Annotated in this window: 20 protein-coding genes and 1 tRNA gene; 11 read left to right on the forward strand and 10 right to left on the reverse strand. The window is 69.6% G+C overall.

The window, feature by feature from the left end; translation table 11 throughout:
• Window positions 1-500 (reverse strand): 3'(2'),5'-bisphosphate nucleotidase CysQ (locus ABTU92_RS03765; RefSeq protein WP_408087801.1); only part of this gene is annotated, 500 nt, incomplete at its 3' end.
• Between the two features lie 113 nt (window positions 501-613).
• Here ABTU92_RS03765 and chpT point away from each other — a divergent pair.
• The 6 genes from chpT to ABTU92_RS03795 all read left to right on the forward strand — a co-directional run bounded on the left by chpT (window position 614) and on the right by ABTU92_RS03795 (window position 7496).
• The gene (gene chpT / locus ABTU92_RS03770; protein ID WP_408087803.1) at window positions 614-1324 is read left to right on the forward strand and encodes a histidine phosphotransferase ChpT; all 711 of its coding nucleotides are present in this window, start codon (window positions 614-616) and stop codon (window positions 1322-1324) included.
• 359 nt (window positions 1325-1683) lie between these two features.
• Window positions 1684-4404 (forward strand): chemotaxis protein CheW, encoded by a 2721-nt coding sequence (locus ABTU92_RS03775; protein ID WP_408087805.1) that lies wholly within the window; start codon window positions 1684-1686, stop codon window positions 4402-4404.
• A gap of 11 nt (window positions 4405-4415) precedes the next feature.
• Window positions 4416-4880 carry a chemotaxis protein CheW gene (locus ABTU92_RS03780; protein WP_111359292.1) on the forward strand — a complete coding sequence of 155 codons (465 nt, stop codon included), beginning with the start codon at window positions 4416-4418 and terminating at the stop codon, window positions 4878-4880.
• Window positions 4881-4953: 73 nt separating this feature from the next.
• On the forward strand, window positions 4954-5340 hold the full coding sequence (locus ABTU92_RS03785) for a PleD family two-component system response regulator (RefSeq protein ID WP_378477070.1): 387 nt from the start codon (window positions 4954-4956) through the stop codon (window positions 5338-5340).
• A gap of 78 nt (window positions 5341-5418) precedes the next feature.
• Window positions 5419-6609: a chemotaxis response regulator protein-glutamate methylesterase gene (locus tag ABTU92_RS03790; RefSeq protein ID WP_408087808.1), complete on the forward strand. Its 1191-nt coding sequence runs from the start codon at window positions 5419-5421 to the stop codon at window positions 6607-6609.
• Entirely contained in the window at window positions 6606-7496 is an 891-nt protein-coding gene (locus ABTU92_RS03795) for a CheR family methyltransferase (protein WP_408087810.1), read from the forward strand. Before ABTU92_RS03790 ends, ABTU92_RS03795 begins: the two co-directional genes overlap by 4 nt.
• 373 nt (window positions 7497-7869) lie before the next feature.
• Here ABTU92_RS03795 and ABTU92_RS03800 read toward each other — a convergent pair whose 3' ends face one another.
• From ABTU92_RS03800 to fliI, 4 genes are all read right to left on the reverse strand, one after another.
• The gene (locus tag ABTU92_RS03800; RefSeq protein WP_408087812.1) at window positions 7870-9564 is read right to left on the reverse strand and encodes an anti-sigma factor domain-containing protein; all 1695 of its coding nucleotides are present in this window, start codon (window positions 9562-9564) and stop codon (window positions 7870-7872) included.
• A complete protein-coding gene (locus ABTU92_RS03805; RefSeq protein ID WP_408087814.1) occupies window positions 9557-10156 on the reverse strand; it encodes a sigma-70 family RNA polymerase sigma factor in 600 nt (199 codons plus the stop codon). Before ABTU92_RS03805 ends, ABTU92_RS03800 begins: the two co-directional genes overlap by 8 nt.
• 164 nt (window positions 10157-10320) lie before the next feature.
• Complete coding sequence (gene fliJ / locus ABTU92_RS03810) at window positions 10321-10737, reverse strand: flagellar export protein FliJ (RefSeq protein WP_408087816.1); 417 nt, start codon at window positions 10735-10737, stop codon at window positions 10321-10323.
• 102 nt (window positions 10738-10839) lie between these two features.
• Window positions 10840-12162, reverse strand: a complete 1323-nt coding sequence (gene fliI, locus ABTU92_RS03815; protein WP_408087818.1) for a flagellar protein export ATPase FliI — start codon at window positions 12160-12162, stop codon at window positions 10840-10842.
• Between the two features lie 406 nt (window positions 12163-12568).
• On the opposite strand from fliI, the gene ctrA reads away from it, so the two are divergent.
• The 3 genes from ctrA (at window position 12569) to ABTU92_RS03830 (ending at window position 14190) form a co-directional block, all read left to right on the forward strand.
• A complete protein-coding gene (gene ctrA, locus ABTU92_RS03820) occupies window positions 12569-13270 on the forward strand; it encodes a response regulator transcription factor CtrA (protein ID WP_111359911.1) in 702 nt (233 codons plus the stop codon).
• A 238-nt stretch (window positions 13271-13508) separates the two neighbouring features.
• Window positions 13509-13742 carry a hypothetical protein gene (locus tag ABTU92_RS03825; RefSeq protein WP_408087820.1) on the forward strand — a complete coding sequence of 78 codons (234 nt, stop codon included), beginning with the start codon at window positions 13509-13511 and terminating at the stop codon, window positions 13740-13742.
• A 19-nt stretch (window positions 13743-13761) separates the two neighbouring features.
• Window positions 13762-14190 carry a TA system VapC family ribonuclease toxin gene (locus ABTU92_RS03830; RefSeq protein WP_408087822.1) on the forward strand — a complete coding sequence of 143 codons (429 nt, stop codon included), beginning with the start codon at window positions 13762-13764 and terminating at the stop codon, window positions 14188-14190.
• A gap of 124 nt (window positions 14191-14314) precedes the next feature.
• On the opposite strand, the gene ABTU92_RS03835 is transcribed toward ABTU92_RS03830, so the two are convergent.
• From ABTU92_RS03835 to flhA, 4 genes are all read right to left on the reverse strand, one after another.
• A complete protein-coding gene (locus tag ABTU92_RS03835) occupies window positions 14315-14521 on the reverse strand; it encodes a hypothetical protein (protein ID WP_408087824.1) in 207 nt (68 codons plus the stop codon).
• Between the two features lie 524 nt (window positions 14522-15045).
• Window positions 15046-16398, reverse strand: coding sequence for a dihydroorotase (locus ABTU92_RS03840; RefSeq protein ID WP_408087826.1), 1353 nt, complete (start codon window positions 16396-16398; stop codon window positions 15046-15048).
• 165 nt (window positions 16399-16563) lie between these two features.
• Window positions 16564-18198: an ABC transporter substrate-binding protein gene (locus ABTU92_RS03845; protein ID WP_408087828.1), complete on the reverse strand. Its 1635-nt coding sequence runs from the start codon at window positions 18196-18198 to the stop codon at window positions 16564-16566.
• A 190-nt stretch (window positions 18199-18388) separates the two neighbouring features.
• Window positions 18389-20503 (reverse strand): flagellar biosynthesis protein FlhA, encoded by a 2115-nt coding sequence (gene flhA, locus ABTU92_RS03850; protein ID WP_408087830.1) that lies wholly within the window; start codon window positions 20501-20503, stop codon window positions 18389-18391.
• Window positions 20504-20793: 290 nt separating this feature from the next.
• Between flhA and ABTU92_RS03855 the strand changes: the two genes are divergently transcribed.
• Both ABTU92_RS03855 and ABTU92_RS03860 read left to right on the forward strand, forming a co-directional pair.
• Window positions 20794-21717, forward strand: a complete 924-nt coding sequence (locus ABTU92_RS03855; protein ID WP_408087832.1) for a Spy/CpxP family protein refolding chaperone — start codon at window positions 20794-20796, stop codon at window positions 21715-21717.
• A 369-nt stretch (window positions 21718-22086) separates the two neighbouring features.
• Window positions 22087-22162: transfer RNA gene (locus ABTU92_RS03860), tRNA-Lys, on the forward strand.
• Between the two features lie 103 nt (window positions 22163-22265).
• On the opposite strand, the gene ABTU92_RS03865 is transcribed toward ABTU92_RS03860, so the two are convergent.
• Entirely contained in the window at window positions 22266-24053 is a 1788-nt protein-coding gene (locus ABTU92_RS03865) for a winged helix-turn-helix domain-containing protein (protein WP_408087834.1), read from the reverse strand.
• Between the last annotated feature and the right edge of the window lie 182 nt (window positions 24054-24235).

The following is a 24235-nucleotide window of genomic DNA, read 5'->3' on the forward strand; positions in this document are numbered from 1 at the left end:
GCCGCGCCGTCCGGGGCGCCCGCCGGCAGGGCCACGCGCTCGGCGCCGCGCCCGACCCGGCCGCGGTAGAGCACCCCGCATCGGGGGACGAAGACCACGCCGGCGACCGGCCGGCGCCCCTGCACCAGCGCGATGTTGACGGCGTAATCGCCGTTGCCGGCGATGAACTCGCGGGTGCCGTCCAGCGGATCGACCAGGACGAAGGGGGCGGCGCCGAAGTCGCGGCCGGTATTGGCGTCGCTCTCCTCGGACACCACCGGGAGGCCCGGCAGCAGCCGGGCGAGGCCGCTCAGGATCACGTCCTGGGCGGCCCGGTCGGCCGCCGTCACGGGCGAATGGTCGGCCTTCTCGGTGACACCGAGCGGCCCGCGGGCGACCTCGAGGATGGCGTGGCCGGCCTGCGATACCAGCGCCGACAGGGCGGCGATCAGGCCGTCGTCGAGCAGGTCGTCGCCGGACGAACGAGGGGCGGTGTCGCGGGCGTCTCGGGTCGGCTCCATCGGGCGGTCCGGCGAGTTCAACAGTGGTTTGCGTTGTCGCTCAGGGCCGGTGTATCACATCGCACCACCGCGGCGCGGCGCCGATTCGGTGGCCCCCGCGGAGACCAGACCCGATGTCCAGCGCAGTGCCCGGCAGCACCGTGCCCTCCAGCACCGTGACGCTCGACCCGCTCGATCTCACCGCCCTGCTGTGCTCGCGGGTCTGCCATGACCTGATCAGCCCCTCGGGAGCGATCGTCAACGGCCTCGAGGTCCTGGAGGACGCCCAGGACGAGGAGACCAAGACCTTCGCGCTCGACCTCATCAAGAAGAGCGCCGGGCGGGTCTCGGCCCGGCTGCAGTTCTGCCGGCTCGCCTTCGGCGCCTCCGGCTCGGCCGGCGCTCAGATCGATCTCGGCGACGCCGAGAAGGTGGCGCGCGGCGCCCTCGAGGACGAGAAGGTCAAGCTGTCCTGGAGCCTGCCGCGGCTCCTGCTGCCGAAGAATCGGGTCAAGCTGGTGCTCAACCTGCTGCTGCTCGCCGGGCAGACGATTCCGCGCGGCGGCACGCTCGCCATCGACCCGGTCGGCGCCGGCGAGTCCATGGGCTTCCGGGTCGAGACGCGCGGCATGAATGCCCGCGTGCCGCAGCATCTGCCGCATCTCGTCGCCGGCACGCCCGAGGATCCGGCCCTCGATGCGCATGCGGTGCAGCCCTTCTATGCCGGCCTCCTGGCGCGGGCCTGCGGCCTCGACGTCGCCTTCGCCGTGGAGGGCGAGGCGGTCGTGATCACGGCGGTCGCGCCGGCCGGTGCCGGTGCCGAGCCGGTGGCGAGCGTCGGCTGAAAAGGCCCTCGTACGAAAGGGTTATCCGAAGCCTTTCCGAGTGTTAGTCGCGCCGCGCGACGGTGATGCCGCGCAAATTTTTTTGCGGTCCGCCGGCGGCTGCGAAGCCCCTTAACCCGCGCTTAACGGGCCCGGTCGCGTCGCGATATTCCCTCTAATTTTCAACAATTCCGATCGTCGTCGACCCCGTTGCGAGCGCGCGGCGCGACGACCGCCCGCATCCCGAGCGCAAATACAGTAGCAAGATGCGTGTTTCCGCGACCTCGTCCGCAACGAAACTTAAACGCTTTCCCAAGAGACTGCATTCGCTCCCGAATTCCTCTCCGGGCTGCGCGGGCCTGTAACGCGAGTTTTATCCGATGGACGACTTGCTCCGGGAATTCCTGACCGAGACGAATGAAAGCCTCGATGTCGTCGACGTCGAACTCGTTCGTTTCGAGCAGGATCCAAACAACGCCAAAATCCTCGACAACATCTTCCGGCTCGTCCACACCATCAAGGGAACCTGCGGGTTCCTCGGGCTGCCCCGGCTCGAAGCTCTGGCGCACGCCGCCGAGACCCTGATGGGCAAGTTCCGCGACGGCACGGCCGTCACGGGCGAGGCCGTGACCCTGATCCTCTCGACCATCGACCGGATCAAGTCGATCCTGGACGACCTCGAGCAGAACCAGGAAGAGCCGTCCGGCCAGGACCGCGACCTCATCGACGAGCTCGAGCGGCTCGCCATCAACGCCCCGGCGCCCGCCAAGGCGGCGGAGGAGCCGAACCCGGCGCCCGCCTCGGCTCAGGCCGCGAAGGCCGATGCCGACGTCACCAAGGGCGAGCTGACCTATCAGGTGCTGGAGCGTCAGCTGCGTCCGGGCGAGGTGTCGCTCGACGAGCTGGAGCGCGCCTTCCGCGACACGCCCGGGCCGGTCTTCAATCCCGACATGGCGCAGACGACCTCGGCCGCCAAGGCCGCCGCCGCGCTCGCCGCCAAGGCGACCGAGCCCAAGGGCGACGACGACAAGAGCGGCGACGGCAAGGTCGCGAACCAGTCGATCCGCGTCAACGTCGAGACGCTCGAGCACCTGATGACGATGGTGTCGGAGCTGGTGCTGACCCGCAACCAGCTGCTCGAGATCGTCCGTCGTCACGAGGACAGCGAGTTCAAGGTGCCGCTGCAGCGGCTCTCCAACGTCACGGCCGAGCTGCAGGAAGGCGTGATGAAGACGCGCATGCAACCGATCGGCAACGCTTGGCAGAAGCTGCCCCGCATCGTGCGCGATCTCGCCACCGAGCTCGGCAAGCAGATCGAGCTCGAGATGCACGGCGCCGACACCGAGCTCGACCGCCAGGTGCTCGACCTGATCAAGGATCCGCTGACCCACATGGTCCGCAACTCGGCGGACCACGGCCTCGAGTCGCCGGCCGAGCGGCGCGCGCTCGGCAAGCCGGACAAGGGCACGATCCGCCTCTCCGCCTATCACGAGGGCGGCCACATCATCATCGACATCTCGGACGACGGCCGCGGCCTCAACACCGAGAAGATCAAGGCCAAGGCGATCTCGAGCGGGCTCGCCACCGAGGCCCAGATCGAGAAGATGAGCGAGGCGCAGATCCACAAGTTCATCTTCGCGCCGGGCTTCTCGACCGCCGCCAAGGTGACGAGCGTGTCGGGCCGCGGCGTCGGCATGGACGTGGTGCGCTCCAACATCGACCAGATCGGCGGCACCGTCGACGTCAAGTCGGTGGCCTGCTCCGGGTCGAGCTTCGTCATCAAGATCCCGCTGACGCTGGCGATCGTCTCGACCCTGATCGTCGAGGCCGGCGGCGACCGCTTCGCCATCCCGCAGCTCTCGGTCGTCGAGCTGGTGCGCGCCCAGACCAACTCCGAGCACCGCATCGAGCGGATCAAGGACACCCCGGTCCTGCGCCTGCGCAACAAGCTCCTCCCGCTGATCCGGCTCAAGAGCCTGCTCAAGATGGACGAGGGCGAGGTGCAGTCGACCGACGACGCCGAGAACGGCTTCATCGTGGTGACGCAGGTCGGCACCCAGACCTTCGGCATCGTGGTGGACGGCGTCTTCCACACCGAGGAAATCGTGGTCAAGCCGATGTCGAGCAAGCTGCGCGACATCGCGATGTTCTCCGGCAACACCATCCTGGGCGACGGCTCGGTGATCATGATCATCGACCCGAACGGCATCGCCCGCGCCCTCGGCACCATCGCCACCACGCAGGCGCAGTCCGAGGACGGCAACGCCGTGCAGCATCACGTCGGCCAGGACAACACGACCTCGCTGCTCGTCTTCCGCGCCGGCTCGCCGGAGCCCAAGGCGGTGCCGCTGTCGCTGGTCACCCGGCTCGAGGAGATCGACGCCACCAAGATCGAGATCTCCAACGGTCGTCGCCTGGTCCAGTACCGCGGCCAGCTGATGCCGCTGGTCCGGGTCAACGACGAGGTCCAGATCCGCACCCAGGGCACCCAGCCGCTGCTCGTCTTCTCCGACGACGGACGCTCGATGGGCCTCGTCGTCGACGAGATCGTCGATATCGTCGAGGACAACCTCAACATCGAGGTGTCGAGCGAGGTCGCCGGCGTGCTCGGCTCGGCCGTGATCAAGGGCCAGGCCACCGAGGTGCTCGACATGGGCTACTTCCTGCCGATCGCCTTCGAGGACTGGCTGCGCCGCAAGGACAAGGCGCTCGGCGGGCCGGTGATCCGCACCCTCCTGTTCGTCGACGACTCGGCGTTCTTCCGCAACATGCTCACGCCGGTCCTCAAGGCTGCCGGCTATCAGGTCACCACGGTCGGCGCCGCCCAGGAGGCGCTCGAGGTGCTCAAGTCGGGCAAGCGGATCGACGTCGTCGTCACCGACATCGACATGCCGGGCATGAACGGCTTCGAGCTCGCCCAGGCTGTGACCAACGATCCGGAGACCAAGGACGTCCCGATCATCGCCCTGTCGGGCCTGACCTCGCCCGAGGCGATCGAGCGCGGACGCGAGGTCGGCTTCCACGACTTCGTGGCCAAGTTCGACCGGCCCGGCCTGATCGCCGCCCTGAAGGAACAGACCGCCCACGCCGAGGCCGCGTGATGGAGACGAGGATGGCGAACGACAACACTTCGAGCGACCAGCTCACCGAATACGTCACCGTCATGCTGGGCGAGCAGCTCTTCGGGCTGCCGATCTCGCGGGTGCAGGACGTGTTCATGCTCGAGCGTCTCACTCGTGTTCCGCTCTCGCAGCCGGAGATCGCCGGCGTGCTGAACCTGCGCGGCCGCATCGTCACGGCGATCGACATGCGTCGCCGGCTCGGCCTGCCGAAGCGCAACGACGGCAAGAAGCCGATGGCGATCGGCATCGAATCGAAGGGCGAGTCCTACGGCCTGCTGATCGACTCGGTCGGCGAGGTGCTCAAGCTCGACGAGACGGCCCGCGAGCCGAACCCGGTCAATCTCGATGCGCGGCTCGCCCGCGTGTCGGCGGGCGTCCACCGGCTCGAGGGACAGCTGCTGGTCGTCCTCGACGTCGACCGGGTGCTCGACATGGGCGAGGCCATCGCGGCCTGAGCCGAGCGTTCAACGATTGCGGCTGCGCCGGCGGCACGATCGCGGCCGGGGCACGAGAGAGACGAGGCACGCGATGAAGACTTGTCTGGTGGTCGACGACTCGAGCGTCATCCGCAAGGTGGCGCGGCGTATCCTGGAAGGCATGGACTTCGCCATCACCGAAGCCGAGGACGGCCAGGAGGCACTCGACGCCTGCCAGCGCGAGCTTCCCGACGCGGTCCTGCTCGACTGGAACATGCCGCGCATGGACGGCTACGAGTTCCTGCGCACGCTGCGACGCATGCCGGGCGGCGACCGTCCGAAGGTGGTGTTCTGCACCACGGAGAACGAGGTCGCGCAGATCGCCCGCGCCCTCCACGCCGGCGCGGACGAGTACATCATGAAGCCGTTCGACAAGGACATCGTCGCGGCGAAGTTCCAGGAAGTCGGCCTCGTCGCCGCCGATCCGGCCCAGACCTGATCGGCGCGTCCGGTCGGACGCTCCACATTCGCAATCCATCTCCGTCGTCTCTTCGGACGTAACCGAGTATCTCGTGTTATGGCACTCGCCGTCACATCCACGTCCAGGGCATCGACCGCCACCAGGGACCGGGTTCGGGTCATGGTGGTCGATGATTCGGTCGTGGTGCGCGGCCTGATCGCCCGCTGGCTCGAGGAGCAGCCGGACTTCGAGGTCGTCGCCTCGCTGCGCACCGGCCAGGAAGCGGTGGACCAGGTCGAGAAGCTCGATCCGGACGTCGCGATCCTCGACATCGAGATGCCGGTGCTCGACGGAATCTCGGCCCTGCCGCTGCTGCTCGCCAAGAAGCGCGATCTCGTGGTCATCATGGCGTCCACGCTGACGCTGAAGAACGCCGAGGTCAGCCTGAAGGCGCTCTCCCTCGGTGCCGCCGACTACATCCCGAAGCCGGAGACGGCACGCGGCGTCACCACCTCGGCCGACTTCAAGCGCGATCTCGTCGAGAAGGTCCGTCAGCTCGGCCAGCGCCGCCGGCGGATGCGCGGGCCGCGTCCGGCGACGCCGGCGGCGCCGGCCCATCCCGACACGCGCCTCGCCGGCGGCGGCGCCCGTCCGTCCGTCGCGCCGCTCGCGCACACGATCGAGAGGACGGCGGCGCTCAAGCTGCGGCCGTTCTCGCACACCCTGCCGCGCGTGCTGCTGATCGGCTCCTCGACCGGCGGCCCGCAGGCCCTCAACGAGGTGATCGCGCAACTCGGCCGCGTGATCGATCAGGTGCCGGTGCTGATCACGCAGCACATGCCGCCGACCTTCACCACGATTCTGGCCGAGCATCTGTCACGCGCCAGCGGTCGCACGGTTCGGGAAGCCCAGGATGGGGAACCGGTCGTCGCGGGGCGCGTCTATGTCGCGCCGGGCGCCATCCACATGCAGGTGGCGCGGCGCGATGGAAACCCGGTGATCGTCCTGCGCGACGGTCCCCTGGTGAACTTCTGCAAGCCCGCCGTCGACCCGCTGCTGTCGACGGCCGCGCAGGTCTGGGGAGGGGCGACGCTGTGCGTCATCCTCACCGGAATGGGATCGGACGGGGCCAAGGGGGCGGCCGAGCTCGTCGCCGCAGGCGGCAGCGTCATCGCTCAGGACGAAGCCTCGAGCGTCGTGTGGGGAATGCCGGGGGCCGTCGCCCAGGCGGGATTGTGCTCCGCAATCCTGCCGCTGGGGCAGATCGCCCAGAAAGTAACGCGTATTTTCTCGGGAGAGCGCTCGTGACGCCGTTCGACTACGACTACCTGCGAAAGCTGCTCAAGGACAGGTCCGGCCTCGTGCTCTCCGCCGACAAGGAGTACCTTGTCGAGAGTCGCCTGCTGCCGATCGCGCGCAAGAACAATCTCGGCGGGCTCAGCGAGCTCGTGCAGAAGCTGAAAGGTCCGGGCTCGGAGAGCCTCCTGGTCGCCGTCGTCGAGGCGATGACCACGAACGAGACCTTCTTCCTGCGCGACAAGGTGCCGTTCGATCACTTCCGCAACTCGATCATCCCGTCGCTGCTGAAGTCGCGCGAGGCCAAGCGCAAGCTGCGCATCTGGTGCGCCGCCGCCTCCACGGGCCAGGAGCCGTACTCGCTCGCGATGTGCCTGAAGGACATGGGCCCGCGGCTCGACGGTTGGCGCATCGAGATGGTCGCCACCGACCTCTCGATGGAGGTGCTCGACAAGGCCAAGGCCGGCGTCTACTCGCAGTTCGAGGTGCAGCGCGGCCTGCCGATCCAGATGCTGCTGAAGTACTTCACGCAGACCGGCGAGACCTGGCAGATCTCCTCCGAGATCCGCTCGATGGTGCAGTACCGCACGCTCAACCTGCTCGGCGACTTCACCAGCCTCGGCCCGTTCGATCTCGTCTTCTGCCGCAACGTGCTGATCTATTTCGACCAGGCCACCAAGGTCGACGTGCTGGAGCGGATCCGCAAGATCACCGAGCCGGACGGCTTTCTGGTGCTCGGCGCCGCCGAGACCGTGGTCGGCCTCACCGACGCGTTCAAGCCGGTGCCGGACCAGCGCGGCGTCTACGCCCCGAACGCCGCCTCGGCGGCCGGCCGGCCGGCCGGCTTCGCGATGCCGGCCACCCAGCGCCTCGCCGCCAATTTCGGCGCCCCGCGCTGATCGGTTCGGTTACCCCGCGGCCCAGAACGGGTCGCGAATCCCCCGACGAAGACGCCCGGTGAGAACCGGGCGTTTTTGTTTGGTGGGTGGCGCATCGCGGCGCTCACGCGCCGATCGATCGCTCGGAACGGCGCCGCGCCGGCGCAGGTCTTTCACCTCTCCCCGGCGGGGAGAGGGAGCAGCATCGTGTGCGCGGTGTCTTCGGAGGACACCCGCATCGCCGCAGTGAAGAGTATCTCCCACCGCCTCCCTCGCCACGGTCGCCGACATCCTCCAGCCGCGCAGCTTCGACGATCTGATCAGATACGGTTTCGACGATCAGTCCGACGATCCGCCCGGCAAGGCATGACGGGCCTCGTCGAGGCTCACGCCGCTACGGCGAGCCGTTGCCGCTCGGGGGGCTGGCGGGCATTTCGGGGACGGCTTCGATCAGGCGGCCGGAGGCGATCACCGGGGTGGAGGGGCCGTCGACCGCCGAGCCGGTCTCGGCCTCGAGCGACACCGCGTAGACGGCCTCCGCGACGACCTCGGGCGGAAAATCGGCGACCGCCGGCACGATGGTGAACTCGGCGGTGCCGAGCAGGCCCAGCGAGCGCGGCGCCGGATACTTGTCCGAGACCAGCCACAGCTCGTAGCGCTTGTCGCCCTCGTCGGCGGCCTTGACGCGGCGGACCATCAGGCTCTTGCGGTCGGGCTGCAGCGACACGATGAAGGCCGGCGTCGCGCCTTCGGCCTGCAGCACCGCGACATGGCGGGCCGGGTCGGTCGCCGGCGCGGCGGGGGCGGGCGGCGGCGCGACCGGAACCTCGACGGTGCGCACCACCTCGCGGATCTCGACCCTGGTCGGGACGAGCCGCAGCTCCGGTGGCAGCCAGTCGGGGGCGAGCAGCGCCGTGGCGGCGAGGCCGGCGAGCGCCAGCACGAAGGCCAGAAGCCCGACCGCGACGCTGCGCCAGCGCTGCACGCTGCGCACCAGCCGCCGCACCGTCGCATCGTCGCCGCCCGCCGGCAGCGGAACAAGGGCGCCGCCTGCGGGGCCTCCCGGGGCGGCTGGTGCCGGTCCGAGGTCCGGCCCGTCGGCCGGACCGCGCGGATAGCCCGGTACCGTGACCTCCTCGTCCGGGAGTATCTTGATGTCGGGCGCCGTGCCGGCGCCGCCGATGCTCGCGCCGGTGTCGGCAGCGCGGAGGTCGGCCGCGTCGAGGGTGTTCGCGCGCAAGTCGGGGTCGGGTGCGCGCAAGTCTGGCGTGCGCAAGTCGGGTGCGCGCAAGTCGGGTGCGCGCAAGTCGGGCGCGCGGGGGTCGGGCGCGCGGAAGTCGGCGCCGACCGGAGGCGTGCCGTCGGGACGCGGCGCGGCGGCCGCGCTGTCGGTCGTCGTCGTGTCGCGATCGCCGGCCGCCGTGATCGGCGGTCCGACGGGCGGCGCGGGCGGCGGGGGCCGGGCGTCGTGGCGCTCGGGCTCCGGCAGCGGCATCGCCAAAGCCTCGGCGACGGCGCGCAGCACATAGGGCGGCGAGGCCGCCGGCTCCTGCGGTGTGTCCGGCGGCATCGCCACGGACGACGCGCCCGAGCCCGCGACCTCGGGCGCCACCAGCTCGGCCGGGATCGGCTCGAAGGGGGGCGGGGAGGCAGGGCTCGGTGTCGCCACCGACATCCCCGTCGGCAGCTCCGGCGCCGCGGGCACCGGCAGCTCGGCCGGTCCGGGCGTGACGTCGGCCGGCGGAATCGCCGGGAGTGCGGCCATCGCAGCAGGAGCCGTGGCCGGCGCAGTGATGGGAACGGCGGAGTCCGGAGCGACCGGCGCGGCCGGCGCCACCGGTTCCGAGACCGGCGGCGCGGCGGCGGCCGGCTCCGGCAGCCGGGCGCGCAGCGCCATCCAGATCGCCGCCGGCGGCGTCACCGGATCGACCATGGTGTCGAGCTCGCCGAGCCGGCGCTCCCATGCCGCGACCAGCGCCGCGAAGGCCGGATCGCGCGCGATCAGCGCGGCGGCCTCGTCGCGTTCGTCGGCGTCCAGCGTGCCGAGCACGTACTCGGCCGCGAGCCCGGCGCGGTCGTCCTCAGTCATTCCCCAAAAACTCCCGCAGGTCGGCGAGCGCACGCCGGAGCTGCGTCTTGATGGTGTCGACCGGCCGGTCGAACTCGCGGGCGAGGCCGGCGCGGTCGATCCCGTTGAAATAGGCGAGCAGGATCATGCGCCGGCGGTCGGGCTCGAGCCGGCCGATGGCGCCGAGCAGCTGCTTGAGGGTCTCGCTCGGCGGCGCAGCGGGGGCTGCGGCCGCGTCGCCGTCCTCCGACCCCGACTCGTCCTGTCCGGCCTCCTCCTGCCCCACTTCGTCTGGCGCGTCGGCGTCCTCCGTGTCCGCGTCGTCGATCAGGATGGCACCGTCGCGACGTGCCGCGACGATCGCCGCATGGCGGGCGATCGCCACCAGAAAGGTCATCGGCGTCGCCCAAGCGGGGTCGAAGCGGGCCGCCTCGGCGAAGATGCGCAGATAGGCCTCCTGCAGCACCGCACCGGCGACCGCGGGCCGGCGCACGATGCCGAGCACCACGGCATAGAGCCGGCCCTTCGTCGCCGTGTACAGACGCTCGAACGCCGCGAGATCGCCCTTGGCGACTCCGGCGAGCAGCCACACCAGTTCGGCCGACGACAGCATCCCGGCGCCCCGTTCCCACCCGGCCGCGATTATGGCCGAAGGTCGCCGCCCCGCAAGCGCCGCGGGCGGGGCGACCCGTGGGCGCCGCGCCCGCATGGCCCCGGAACGGCGAAGGCCCGGGCTGCGGGCCCGGGCCTTCGCGAACGTCAGGAGGCGAGAGTCGGTCAGGCGACGGCGCCGCGCGCCCGCAGGCCGGCGATCGAATCGAGCTCGTTCTGCTCGCGGGCGTGCTCGACGGTGCGCTCGCGCAGCTGGTCGCGCTCGTCGAGCAGCTCGACCTTCTTGAGCTCCTCGAACGATTCCTGCAGCGCCGCGCGGGCCTCCTCGAGCTGCCCGGACAGCTCGTCGGCCGAGCGCCTGAGGTTCTCGCGCCGCTGCATCGCGGCCTTGGCGTAGGTCGGATAGGCGAAGTGCGCCGGATCGTTGATGCCGGCCCGCTCCTGCTCGACCTGGATCTCGCGATCGAGATCGCCGGCCATCCGCAGGAACTCGGCGATCATGGTCTCGATCTGGGCGACCTTGCGGCGGTGCTCGTCGACCTGAAACTTCTTGAGCCGAATGAGTGTATCGCGTGACTTCATCGACCGTTACTCCCCAGAAGCCCCGAGTGCAGCCTCGAACGCAGCCTGGCACGTCAGGGCCGAGAGCCGCTCCGAACAGATCGCCATTCTGGGAGCATAGTCTTAGTTTTCGGTTTCTGCGCCCATGAGGATTTGCTGCAATCGCCGGTAGCCGTCGGCCAGCGAGGTCGACTCGCTCTTGCCCTGCTTCAGGAAGGTCTCCAGCGGCTCGTGCAGCTTGATCGACTCGTCGACCTCGGCGCTGGAGCCCGGCCGATAGGCGCCGAGCCGGATCAGCTCCTCCATGTCGGCGTAGGTCGCCATCACCTTGCGGGCCTGCATGATCACCGGCAGGTACTCCGGGTCGCAGGCACGCGGCATGGTCCGCGAGATCGACTTCAGCACGTTGATGGCCGGGTAGCGGCCGCGTTCGGCGATCGAGCGCTCCATCACGATATGGCCGTCGAGGATGCCGCGCACCGCGTCGGCGACCGGCTCGTTGTGGTCGTCGCCGTCGACCAGCACGGTGAAGATGCCCGTGATGGCGCCCGCATTCGTGCCGGGGCCGGCCCGCTCCAGCAGGCGCGGCAGCTCGGTGAAGACGGTCGGCGTGTAGCCCTTGGAGGTCGGCGGCTCGCCAGCCGAGAGGCCGATCTCGCGCTGCGCCATGGCGAAGCGCGTCACCGAATCCATCAGAACGAGGACGCTCTTGCCGGCGTCGCGGAAATACTCGGCGATGGCGAGCGTCAGATAGGCGGCCTGGCGGCGCATCAGCGCCGGCTCGTCCGAGGTGGCGACGACGACGACCGAGCGGGCGAGGCCCTCCGGCCCGAGGTCGTCCTGAAGAAATTCCTGCACCTCGCGGCCGCGCTCGCCGACCAGGCCGATCACCGAGACGTCGGCGTCGACGTTGCGGGCGAGCATCGAGAGGAGAACCGACTTGCCGACGCCGGAGCCGGCGAAGATGCCCATGCGCTGGCCGCGGCAGCAGGTGATGAAGGTGTTCAGCGCCCGCACGCCGAGATCGATCGGCCCGCCGACCCGCTGGCGGGCGTGCGCGGACGGCGGACTGTTGCGGAAACGACACGGTGTCGGGCCAATCGGCAGGGCGCCGAGGCCGTCCACCGGCTCGCCCAGCGCGTTGACGACGCGGCCGAGCCAGCCCTCGGAGGGGCGGACCGCGGCGGCCGCCGACATCACCACGGCACGGCAGCCGCGGCGCACGCCCTCGAGCGCCGCGAACGGCATCAGCAGCGCGTGGTCGCCGGAAAATCCAACGACTTCACAAGGGATTGTACGGCCCGTGGTCTCGATCCCGACGCGCGCCCCGACCGACATCGCGTGCAGCGGCCCGGCCACCTCGACCATCAGGCCGCGCACCCCGACGACGCGGCCGAACACCTCGACCCCGTCGATCTCGGCGATCTGCTCGGCGAGCGTCCTCACCTGCGCCTCCTCACCCACGCCCCGCGGGGGTCGACCGATTCGCGCCGCCGGCGCCCGATCCGCCGACTTTAACGCGATGTTTACCCGCACCGTTAATCATTGGATCACCGTCCTCGGGTCCATCCGGCAATCTCGTCTCCCCGCCGACGGAGGGGCGAGTCGACTGAATCGGTTACGGCCACTTCCTAAAGTGAGATGTGAGCGTGAACGTGCTCAAAAAATCATCCCGCCACAACATTTTAGGCCGATTCTGGCGAAATTGCCCAGCGGTGTCTTGCGCTGGGGAATCAGACTTTGTTAAGGATTGGCCGTTAACCTTTCGAATCAGTTGGGTCCCGAGGCGTCAGAGTTGGCCGGCACTGCGGCGGGCCGCCCTCAATCCGACGCGGCATGGAAGGGGACTGGCATGCGCGTTCTCCTGATCGAAGACGACAGCGCGACTGCGCAATCCATCGAGTTGATGCTGAAGTCGGAGAGCTTCAACGTCTACACGACCGATCTGGGCGAAGAGGGCGTCGATCTCGGCAAGCTCTACGACTACGACATCATCCTGCTCGACCTGAACCTGCCGGACATGTCCGGTTTCGAGGTGTTGCGGGCGCTGCGGGTCTCCAAGGTCAAGACGCCGATCCTGATCCTGTCCGGCCTCGCCGGCATCGAGGACAAGGTGAAGGGTCTCGGCTTCGGCGCCGACGACTACATGACCAAGCCGTTCCACAAGGACGAGCTGGTGGCGCGGATCCACGCGATCGTGCGCCGGTCGAAGGGCCACGCCCAGTCGGTCATCCAGACCGGCGACCTGATCGTCAATCTCGACACCAAGACCGTGGAGGTCGGCGGCCAGCGCGTGCATCTCACCGGCAAGGAGTACCAGATGCTGGAGCTCCTCAGCCTGCGCAAGGGCACCACGCTCACCAAGGAGATGTTCCTCAACCATCTCTACGGCGGCATGGACGAGCCCGAGCTGAAGATCATCGACGTGTTCATCTGCAAGCTGCGCAAGAAGCTCGCGAACGCGTCGCAGGGCCGCAACTACATCGAGACCGTCTGGGGCCGCGGCTACGTTCTCCGCGAGCCCTCCGACGACGAGGCCCGCATCGCCATCTGACCCCGATCGACCAAGGGTCGCCGGCCCGGCCGGCGACCGAGCCGAGTGTCCCCGCTGATCGCGTCTGTTTCGTCCCAGTTGTTCGGCGTTGTCCGTGAGCCGTGGGCTCTCCTCCCGAACTCGGACGTCTTCCGACCCCCGCCGCAAATGGCGGGGTTTTTGTTTCGGGAGCACCGGTGCGCGGTGCGCTTTGACTTCGGCCACTCCGACCTTCATCCTGTGGTCGATGAAGGCCACCGTGACACTCGACGATGACATTGCAGCTGCGCTCGAACGGCTCAGCCGCGAGCGGGACGCGAGCCTTGACGATGTCGTCAACGAGGCCTTGAAGCGCGGCTTGCCGGGGATGACCGGCCATAGCGCATCCGGGGCCGGCTTCAGAACCCGACCGGTGTCGCTTGGCCGCGTGCTGATGCCGATCGACAATGTCGCGGAGACCATCGCGGCGGCAGAAGGCGAGAAGGCGACCTGACGCGCGGGTCGACAGCGGCGTGATCCTGGTCGACGCCAACCTTCTGATCTACGCCTCGGTGACCTCGTTCCCGCAGCACGAGGTGGCTCGGGCTTGGCTCGACGCGAGGCTGAATGCGGCCGAGCGGGTCGGGCTGCCCTGGCCGAGCATTCTCGCGTTTCTCCGCATCGTCACCAATTCGCGTGTGTTCGAACGGCCGGCTCCGGTCGAGGACGCCTGGCGGCAGGTCACGGCGTGGCTCGGCTGCGAGGCGGTGTGGATCCCGAGCCCGGGCGACCGGCATGCGGGATTGTTCGAGGCCTACCTTCGGCTGCCGTTCGTTCGCGGCAACCTCATCCCGGACGCGCATCTGGCCGCGCTGGCGGTCGAGCACGGTCTCGTCCCGTGCTCGTCGGACAGTGACTTTTCGCGGTTTCCGGGGCTCGCCTGGGAGAACCCCCTCCGCTGAGGCGGTGGTGCGAGCGGGCCAAACGCAAAACGGCCGGGGCGGGGCCCGGCCGTTTGCGACGTCTGGAGGTTCGACGTGACTGGCGGTTCGGCGGGGCAATCGCCGAGGCCAGGAGGAAAACTGTTCAGCGCACCAGGATGCGGGTGTCGGAGGTGGAGACCATCACCTTGCCGGCCTTGACCGGAGTCGCGGCGACCCCGTAGGCGCGGGCATCGTCGACCGCATGCGCCGTGATGCCGATCACCATGATGGCGATCGAGGCGATCAGCGCGAGCACGACGACCTTCAGGTGAGTGACCCGGTCGGCAGTGGCGAGCGACGCGTTGTTCATGTGACCCCTCCCATCGAGCTTGTCCGTTGGTCGCCGGCGATGGGAACCCGGTTCAATCCGCTTCCGTCGGTAGCGAACCCGTGTTCGGTCACGAACCCGTGTTCATCTCGGACGTGGCGTGGAAACCGAAAATCCCCGTGCAGCGCACCATCCCCTCGCCGCAACAACCGATACGGACCCGGAAGGTTTCCCCGCCGGTCGCTCACGTTGTCGTGATCGGCGACCCGGGGCAGACTATAAATCTCTTGTTCTTAGAACGATTTACAAAATTCATCAGGATTTTAATCAACTCCGCCGAACGGAAAGGCCTCGTGTTAAGGGCGCGGCGCGTCGCGCCGCGAACCCCGACCAAGGGGTGATCAGGGAGGTATCGGGCTTCCCGTCGTGTGGCCCTGGCCCCGGTTCTGCGGGCCTCGTTCCTGCGGTCCTAGGCCCCTTGTCCGGGGCACGAGCCCGGGGCGTGCACCGAACCGCGATCGCACCGGCACCTGGTTCATCGCTGCAGGCGCATCCCGAATTTCGGGTCACCCCGCGACCGGCACGTTGAGGCATCGCGCCGGGCGGGTGGCGGTGTCGTCGAAGGCGCCGTTCTCGGCCACCACGGCGCCGGCCACGATGGTCGTCACGGGCCAGCCCTTCAGCCGCATGCCCTCGTAGATGCAGTGGCCCTTGCCCCGGTGCGTGACGGTCTTCTCGAGGTCGAGGTCGACCAGCACGAGGTCGGCGTCGGCGCCGACCTGCAGGGTGCCCTTCCTCGGCGCGAGGCCGAAGCGGCGCGCCGGATTGAAGGAGTTGATCTCGACCAGCCGAGTGAGCGGCAGGCCGCGGGCGTGGTGGCCGAAATGCAGCATCAGCGGCAGCTCCCACTGGAAGCCGACGGCGCCGGGCGACTCGGTCCACAGATCGACTCCCTTCTTCGGGCGAAACGGCACGTGGTCGGTGCCGATCGAGAAGATGCCGCCGTCCGCCACGCCGTGCCACAGCGCCTCCTGCTCGTCCTTGGTGCGCAAGGGCGGGCAGATCTTCGCCTTCATATCGAGGTCGGGATCGTAGGAGGTGCGCGTCAGGTAATGCGGGCAGGTCTCGATCGTCACGTCGACGCCGCGCGCGCGGGCCTCGACGCCGAGCTTCACGCCGGCCCCGATGGTCGTGTGCACGACGTGCAACGGGCAGCCGGTCAGCTCGGAAAAGAAGATCATTCGCCGGATCGTCTCCTCCTCGACGAAGCCCGGCCGCGACTCCTGATAGGCGCCGAGATCCTGCCGGCCGGTCGGCCGGATCTCGCGCTCCAGCCAGGTGCCGACCGCGGTGTTCTCGCAATGAACATTGATGATCCCGCCGGGGATGGTCGCCAGCGCCCGCATGGCCCCGAAAATCCAGCCGTCGGTCGCCGGCACGATGCCGATCGCGTTGTCGGGCTCGTAGCCGAAATAGAACTTGTAGGAGGTGACGCCGGTGTCGGCCGTGATCTGCGCCAGCCGGTGGACGTCCTCCTCGCGCTGAATGATGAAGTGGAAGCCCCAGTCGATCGCCGATCGGGTCTCGATCTGCCGGCACTTCTCGCGGAAGAAGCCGAGATAGTCGGCCGTGACCAGCGGCGTGTAGTCGAGCGCCGAGGTGACGCCGCCGACCGCGGCGGGCGGCGTCTCGGTGGCGAGATCCTCGTCGTAGGGATAGTGGAAGCCGAGATGGCAGTGGGTGTCGATCACGCCGGGCATCAGCACCCGGCCTTCGGCATCGATCACCCGGGTGGCGTCGGGTAGCAGCGCATTGGCGCCCAGCATCGCGATGGTGCCGTCCACCACGGCGACGCCGCCGAAGAACGCGCCGTCGTGCCGCACGACGCGCGCATTGCGCACGACGAGATCCGCTTTCATCAGTTCGTCTCCCGGGTCTCGTTGCGGCTCGTGTAGGTAGCCGCGGATTCCAACTCGTCATGCCCGGCCTCGTGCCGGGCATCCACGGCTTGGAGACCGCTGGTGAACAGAGACCTGGATGGCCGGGACGAGCCGGCCATGACCAGCCCGGCGATCGTGGGCGTCTCACCCCATCGCGACGGGGGAAAAATCGGCGAACCAGTTCTGCGGCTGCACGAAGCCCTTCAGCTTGGCCGACATGGCGCGCGGGTTGCGGTCGTGCACGACCATCAGGGCGACGGCGTCGTCGACCAGCAGCGCGTGCGCCTCGGCCATCGCCTGATCACGCGCCGCGACGTCGCGGGCGAGCTGCGCCTTCTTGAAGGCGGCATCGACGGCCGGGTTCGCATAGTGGCCCCAGTTGGTGCCGCGCGGCGACACCAACGCGGAATCGAAGCAGCGCACGAAACCGCTGGTCGGGTCCTGGGTCGGCAGCGACAGGTTGAGGCCGACCGGATTGTCGGCCGGCGGCTTGGCGCCGTTGCGGTAGGCCGTGAACAAGGTGATGAAGTCGACCACCTGATACTCGATCCCGATGCCGACCTCGGCGAGGCTCTGCTGGATCGCCTCGTTCATGGGCAAAGGCTGCATCTGGCCGCCGCCCGAGTTGGCGATCAGGATTTTCGCCTGCGCCGGCTTGCCTGGGCCGTAGCCGGCCTCCGCCAGCAGCCTCTTCGCCGCCGCCGGGTCGTGCTTCAGCACGAAGCCGGGCTTGCCGAACCACGGCGAGGAGCGCGGCACCAGACCCTCGGCCGCGATCGCCGTGCCGTTGAGCATCTCGACGATGCCGGCGCGGTCGATCGCGAGATTGGCGGCTTTCCGCACCCGCTTGTCGGCGAAGGCCGAGCCCGGCAGCACCGAGAGATACCAGATCCAGGTGTGCGGATAGACGTTCTGGGTCACGGCGAAGCCGGCGCCCTTCAGGCTGGGGATCGTGTCGGGCGGCACCGACTCGATGAAGTCGACCTGGCCCGCCCGCAGCGCCGACACGCGGGCCGTGCCGTCCGGGATCGGCACCAGCACCAGCGTCGCGCTCTTCGCCACGCGCGGCTTGTCCCAGTAGGCGTCGTTGCGGGCGAGCTCGAGGCGTACGCGCGGCTCGAGCCTGACGACCTTGAACGGCCCGGTGCCGGCGGGCTCGCCCGCGAACTTCATCCAGTCGTTGCCGAGCGCGGCGTAGCGGGCCGGGCTCGCGAACAGCAGGAACGTGAGCTGATACGGGAGCAGCGAATCCTCGGCATGGGTGAGGATCGCGATCGTCGTCGCGTCGATCTTCTCGGCGCCCTTGACGCTCGGCAGGCGGCCCCGGATGCCGAGCGCGCGCTGGGCGAGATACTGCGGCGCCTTGTCGTCGAACACCGAGGCGAAGTTCCACACCGCCGCGTCGGCATCGAACGGCGTGCCGTCGTGGAAGGTCACGCCGGGCCGCAGCTTGACGATCCAGCGGGTGCGGTCGGCCGGGTCCATGCTCCAGGACTCGGCGAGGCCGGGCACCAGGGTCGACGGCTTGTCGGCCGCGGACAGATCCCAGGAGACCAGCGCGTCGAACACCGTGTAGCCGCCGAAGCGCAGGCCCTCGAAGCCGCCGTCCGGCCCCGCCCACAACCGCGGGACGTCGCCGAGCGACATCGCGATCGTCACCTTGGCGGCCGTCTGTGCCGCCGCATCGTGCAGCGTGCCGAGCACGCCGGCAGCGGCGCCGCCGATCAGCACGTGACGGCGCGTGAGCGCAGACGCGCGGGCGCGCGGATGATCGATCATGAGGACCTCCAAAACATCGGCGGAGCGGGGGTGTCCGGACCGGCAGGGGTCGATCGGGCCGTCGCGGCCTCGATCGTGGCCGCCTTGCATAGCAAGTGCCGTGCCGAACGCCGCGGCTGCACCGAACGCAAAAGCGCCCCGGACGGGCCGCGTCCGGGGCGCTTCGAAGCGCAGATCGACGTCAGGCTGATCAGATGCTGCCCACCGTCCGCAGCCTGGCGCGCGGATGGATCTCGGATTGCGAGAGCACCGGCGTCTGCGACCGGAATCGCTCGACGATCGAGCGCACGAACGGCCGGATGCCGGGCGAGGTGACCAGCACGGGCGCCTCGCCCATGCGGGCCGCCTCTTCGAAGCGCTCGCGCACCAGCGTGATGAACTCGGACAGGCGTGAGGGCTGCATGGCGAGCTGGCGGTCGTCGCCCTGGCCGACGATCGACTCGGCGAAGGCCTGCTCCCAGCGCGCCGAGAGCGCGATCAGCGGCAGGTGGCCGGCCGGCGTCGTGTACTGGGCGCAGATCTGGCGGGCGAGGCGACTCCTCACATGCTCGACCAGCACGTTGGGGCTGCGCGTGAAGGACAGTGCGTCGGCGACGCCTTCCAGGATGGTGCCGAGATCGCGGATCGAGATGCGCTCGGTGAGCAGGAGCTGCAGCACCCGCTGGATGCCCGTGATGGTGATCTGCCCGGGCACGATCTCCTTGACCAACTCGCCCTGCTCCTTGGGCAGCTCGCGCAAGAGCTTCTGCACCTCGGCATAGGACAGCAGCTCGGAGATGTTGGCCTTGAGCTGCTCGGTGAGATGCGTCGCCAGCACGGTCGCGGCGTCGACCACGGTGTAGCCCTTGACGGCCGCCTCCTCCTTCAGGCTGGCGTCGATCCAGGTGGCGGGCAGGCCGAAGGTCGGCTCGGTCGTGTGCATGCCGGGCAGGTTCACCTGGCCGCCCATCGGATCCATCGCCATGTACTGGCCCGGCCAGACGCGCCCGGTGCCGCCCTCGACCTCCTTGATCTTGATGACGTAGCTGTTGGCGTCGAGCTGCACGTTGTCGAGGATGCGCACGGCGGGCATGACGAAGCCCATGTCCATGGCGAGCGAGCGGCGCAGCGCCTTGATCTGTTCGGTGAGGCGATCGCTGCCGTCCGGCGAGTTGACCAGCGGCAGCAGCGCGTAGCCGAGCTCGATCTTGAGGTCGTCGATCTTCAGCGCGGCCGAGATCGGCTCCTCTGCGGGCGCCGCGGCGGCGGCCGCCGCCGAGGTCGTCGTCGCCACCTGCACCTCGTCCTTGGCGCGCTTGTCGATCACATAGGCGAGCACGCCGGCGCCGCCGCCGAGCAGGAAGAAGGGCAGCATCGGGATGCCCGGCAGGAGCCCCATGGCGAGCATCACGGCCGACGACATGCCGAGCGCCTTCGGATAGCCGGAGAGCTGGCGGAGCAGCACCTTGTCGGCGGCTTCGGAGAGGCCCGCCTTCGACACCAGGAGGCCCGCCGCGGTCGACACGATCAGGGCCGGGATCTGGGTGACGAGGCCGTCGCCGACGGTGAGCAGCGTGTAGGTGCGGCCGGCCTCGGCGAACGAGATGCCCTGCTGGGCGATGCCGATGATGATGCCACCGATGATGTTGATGAAGACGACCAGCAGGCCGGCGATGGCGTCGCCGCGGACGAACTTCGAGGCGCCGTCCATGGCGCCGTAGAACGAGCTCTCGTCCTCGAGGTTCTTGCGGCGGATGCGCGCCTCCTTCTCGTCGATCAGGCCGGCCGAGAGGTCGGCGTCGATCGCCATCTGCTTGCCCGGCATGGCGTCGAGGTTGAAGCGTGCCGCCACCTCGGCGATGCGGCCCGAGCCCTTCGTGATCACCACGAAGTTCACGATCACCAGGATCGTGAACACGATGATGCCGATGACGAAGTTGCCGCCCATCACGAAGTTGCCGAACGCCTCGATGACGTGGCCGGCGGCGGCCGTGCCCTCGTGGCCGTGCGACAGGATCAGGCGGGTGGAGGCGAGATTGAGCGACAGCCGCAGCATCGTCGACATCAGGAGCACGGTCGGGAAGACCGAGAACTCCAGCGGCGTGTGGATGAACAGCGCCGTCATCAGGATCAGCACCGAGGTGATGATCGAGATGGCGAGCGCGAAGTCGAGCAGCAGCGGCGGCAGCGGCAGGATGAGGACGACCAGGACGGTCATCACGCCGATGGCGAGCGCGATGTCGCCCGACCTCAGCGTCTGGCCGATATCGTGCAGGCTCGGGACCTTGAATCTCGATCTGCCCTGACCCGCCGCTACGTCCGACATGACCCCGCCCCGCGCACGCGCGCCGGCTAAAAAGCCGGCCCCCGGCAAAATTTGCCGGGTTCATGGTTACCGACTGGTTAACGCAGGCGTTTATTCGCGACTTTGCAGGGGATTATGGGCCGTGCGGGGTGACGGGCGGCACCCCGGTGCCGCCGCTGTGCCATGCCGCGGACAAATCCCGGTGACGAAATGGTGGCGAACATTGCCGGTTCGTAATTCTTACCCAAGTTTAACTTGCCGGTCCGGGCGACGAATACTAGCGTGATCATAGTAATCGACGGGAGACGGTCATGTGGAAGTCACTCCTCGCCGGCACGGCCGTGCTCGCGCTGGCGGGAACCGGGTTCTCTCTGGCGCAGCAGGGTCCGTCCAGCTCGACGCCGCCGGCCCAGACGGCCCCGGCGCAGTCGGCGCCCGCTCCCGCCCCCCAGGCCCGGACGGCTCCGGGAACGGCGAGCGATGCCCAGGCCTATCGCGATGCCCGCATCGCGGCGCTGCGCGCCGGCCTGGCGCTCAGCCCCGAGCAGGAGAAGGCCTGGCCGGCGTTCGAGCGCGCTTGGCGGGAGTTCATGGAGGAGCGCGCCACCGCCCGCGCCGAGTTCCGCGACCGGATGCGCGAGCGCCGGGCCGACCGGGATAGCACCGACCGTGACCGCACCGAGCGCGACGATCCGCTCGACCGGCTGCAGCGCTTCGCCGACCGGGCGAGCCGCCGGGCCGCCGCCCTGAAGGATCTCGCCGACGCCACGGCGCCGCTGGTGAACGGGCTCGACGAATCGCAGAAGCGCCGCTTCTGGTCCCTGGCGCGGCCCTTCGGGTCCGGCTACGCCGGCCGAGACGGCTTCGCCGGACGGGACGGCTACGCCGGGCGCGACGGTCGCGGGCCGCACGGACACCACGGCTGGCACCACGGCGGCCGCCCGCACGACCGGTTCCACGACCACGGTCGCCACGGCTTCCGCGGCCCCGATCAGTGGCGCGACGGTGGTCATGGCTACGGGCGCGGCTACGACCGCTACGGCTACGGCCGCGATGGTTACGGCCGCGATGGCTACAACCGGAACGACTGGCGCGACGACGACTGGCGCCGGAACGACTGGCGCGGTTGGCGGGAAGGCCGCCGCGACGACGACCGGCGCGGCTATGGCCCCTCGGGCTCGTCGCGGCGCTCGGACGATCGCCGACCGCTCGGCCCCATGGAGGAGCGGCTCTGATTCGGACTCGCCGACACGGCCGCCCGCGGACGAGACGCAGCGACGAGCCGACACGAGGAGATTCGCCTACGCCGCGAGCATGATGCCGCGCGGCTCGACTAGAGGCCCGGCGTCGCACCCCGATGCCTCCCCCCAGCCCCCCCAGCGACGGCAGGGCCTCGAAGGCCGCCGGGTTTCGGCCCGGCGGCCGACGTCTTTTCGGGCCGGGCGAGAGCCGGGCTCACCGCGCGAGCGCCGCGGCGCGCGGGCGAAAACGCGCACCGGCCCGGCGGAGCCGGCCGGACGCATTCGGCGCATGCACGATTTGTGACGCGACGCGGTGGACACGGCCGGCAGCGTTTGCTACAGACGCGCGCCGCCAAGGCGTGCGGGCGCATAGCTCAGTTGGTAGAGCAGCTGACTCTTAATCAGCGGGTCCAAGGTTCGAGTCCTTGTGCGCCCACCACTTTCCCGCAGACCATGATGATCGGAACGGCCGCTCACGCGGTGGGCGGCTCGGCGATCGAAGTCCGGCCGGCCGCGCCCTTCGGACGGGGGCTTTGGCCGGGTCACTCCTCGGGCAGGCCTGCCGCGACCATCAGGGCGACGACCCGCGCCGCCGTCTCGACGTAGATCGGACTGGCGTTCTTGGTCGGCGGCATCACGGTGAGCGCCGTCGTGCCGGGCCGCAGCCGCAGGCCCTCCAGCATGGCCGCGCGCGCCTCCGCGCCACGACCCGCCTGCTGATAGGCCGCCGCGAGCAGCATGTGCGAGCGCCCGGTGCCCGGCGTGATGGCGATCGACCGCTCGATCCACGGCACGGCGTCGCTGCCCTGGCCGAGCATCAGATGCGCCCACCCGGCGCCGAGCCGCCAGGTCCAGCGCGACCCCGCCGGGGTGTCGAACTGGTCGGCCTGCCGGAAGGTCGCGAGCGCATCCTCGAAGCGGCCGAGATGGAGCTGGCCGAGGCCGACCAGATAGAGCGCGAGCCCGTTCCACGGATCGAGGCTCGCGGCCCGCGCGCAGCTCACCAGGCTCTCGACAAATCGGTTGGTGGCGCTGAGGAAGCGGCACTGCGTCTCGAGCACCGCGATGGAGCTCGGCTTGGCCGCGAGGGCGCGCGCGAGCGCCGCGCCGGCCTGCGCCTCGGCGGCCGCGGCCTCGTCCGGCGTGTACCAGACCATCTGGATGCCGCGCATCTGCAGCGCGGCGAGCGCGACGGCGAGGTAGACATTGTCCGGCTCGGCGGCGAGCGCGTCCTTCAGCATGCCCTGCGCCATGCCGAAGCGCTCGCGCGACGTCTGGTTGATCGCCGCGGTGGCCTGCTCGATGACGACCTTGGCGCGGCCGGCACTCGCCGCCGTGGTCGTGGTCGTTGATCCGCCGGTCTCCAGGCTCTCGTTGAGCCGGCGCGCCAGCGGATGGCCGACGCCGGCGGCGAGCCGCGACTGCTGGAGCTGCAGATCGGGCGCGTCGGCATCGACCGAAACGGTCGCGACCGCCTGGACCTCACGGGTCGCGGTGCGGATCATGCGAGCCCGTAGGACCCATGATTGCCCGGCGCGCTGCAGCTCGCCGTGCAGCTCGTAGTCAGACGGAGCACGGGACAGGACGGCCGACGCGACGCCGGCGGCGTGCTCTGCGGGGCGCGGTGTCACCACCCGGATGGTGTCGATGCGGGCGAAGCCGTCGGTCAGCCGCGCCGTCACGTCGGCCGCGACGCCGGCGCCGCGTGGGTCGCCGCTCGCGTCGACGATCGCCGTCACGGCGAGCGTCGGCGGCGCCCGCCGGAACACGAGGTCGGGTCGGATCACCTGCGGGAAGACTTGCGCGGCCGCCGCGAGCGCGACGACGGCACCGACCGCGACCCCCGCGGCGACAGCCGCCGGCCGCCGCAGGCGAAGCCGGACGCGCGGGGGCTCGGCTCGCCCGGACGGGAGGTCGACGCGGGGCTGTGCCGCCGGCCGCGTCTGCGGCTCGGGGCGCGGGGCAGGGGGCGCGGCCTCGGCGACCGCCTCAGATACGGCGGGCTCTGCCGCGGCCAATGGCACTGCGGGGAGGGTGGGCTCGGCCGGCACGGACTCGGCCGCCGGGGGCACCGCGGGACGCACCGGGGCGGACGGTGCCGCCGTCACCTCGGCCGTGAACAGGTAGCCGCGGCCGGAGACGAGCTTGACCATCTCCCGCTTGTCGTCGCCGAGCGCCGCGCGGATCTCGCGAATGCACTGGAAGAGATTGTCGTCGCCGACATGGACGTTCGGCCACACCGCCTCCATCAGCTCCTGCTTGCGCAGGACGCGGCCGGCATTCTGAACGAGCAGCCGGAGAATCTCGAAGGTCTTCGGGCGCAGCTTCACGACCCCGCCATCGGGACGATGCAGCTCGGCCCGGTCGAGATCCAGTCGACAGCCGCAAAAGCAAAGCATCATTCCACCGCAGGAGCCTCGTTGCTCTCCCACGCCGCGCCGGGATACCAGACGGAGTGTGCCTCGACGGTAACGACGGCGCCCTGAAAGCGCAAATTTCAGGGAAATTTCAG

The sequence above is a fragment of the Rhodoplanes sp. SY1 genome, assembly GCF_046000175.1.
Taxonomy (GTDB): Bacteria; Pseudomonadota; Alphaproteobacteria; order Rhizobiales; family Xanthobacteraceae; genus Rhodoplanes.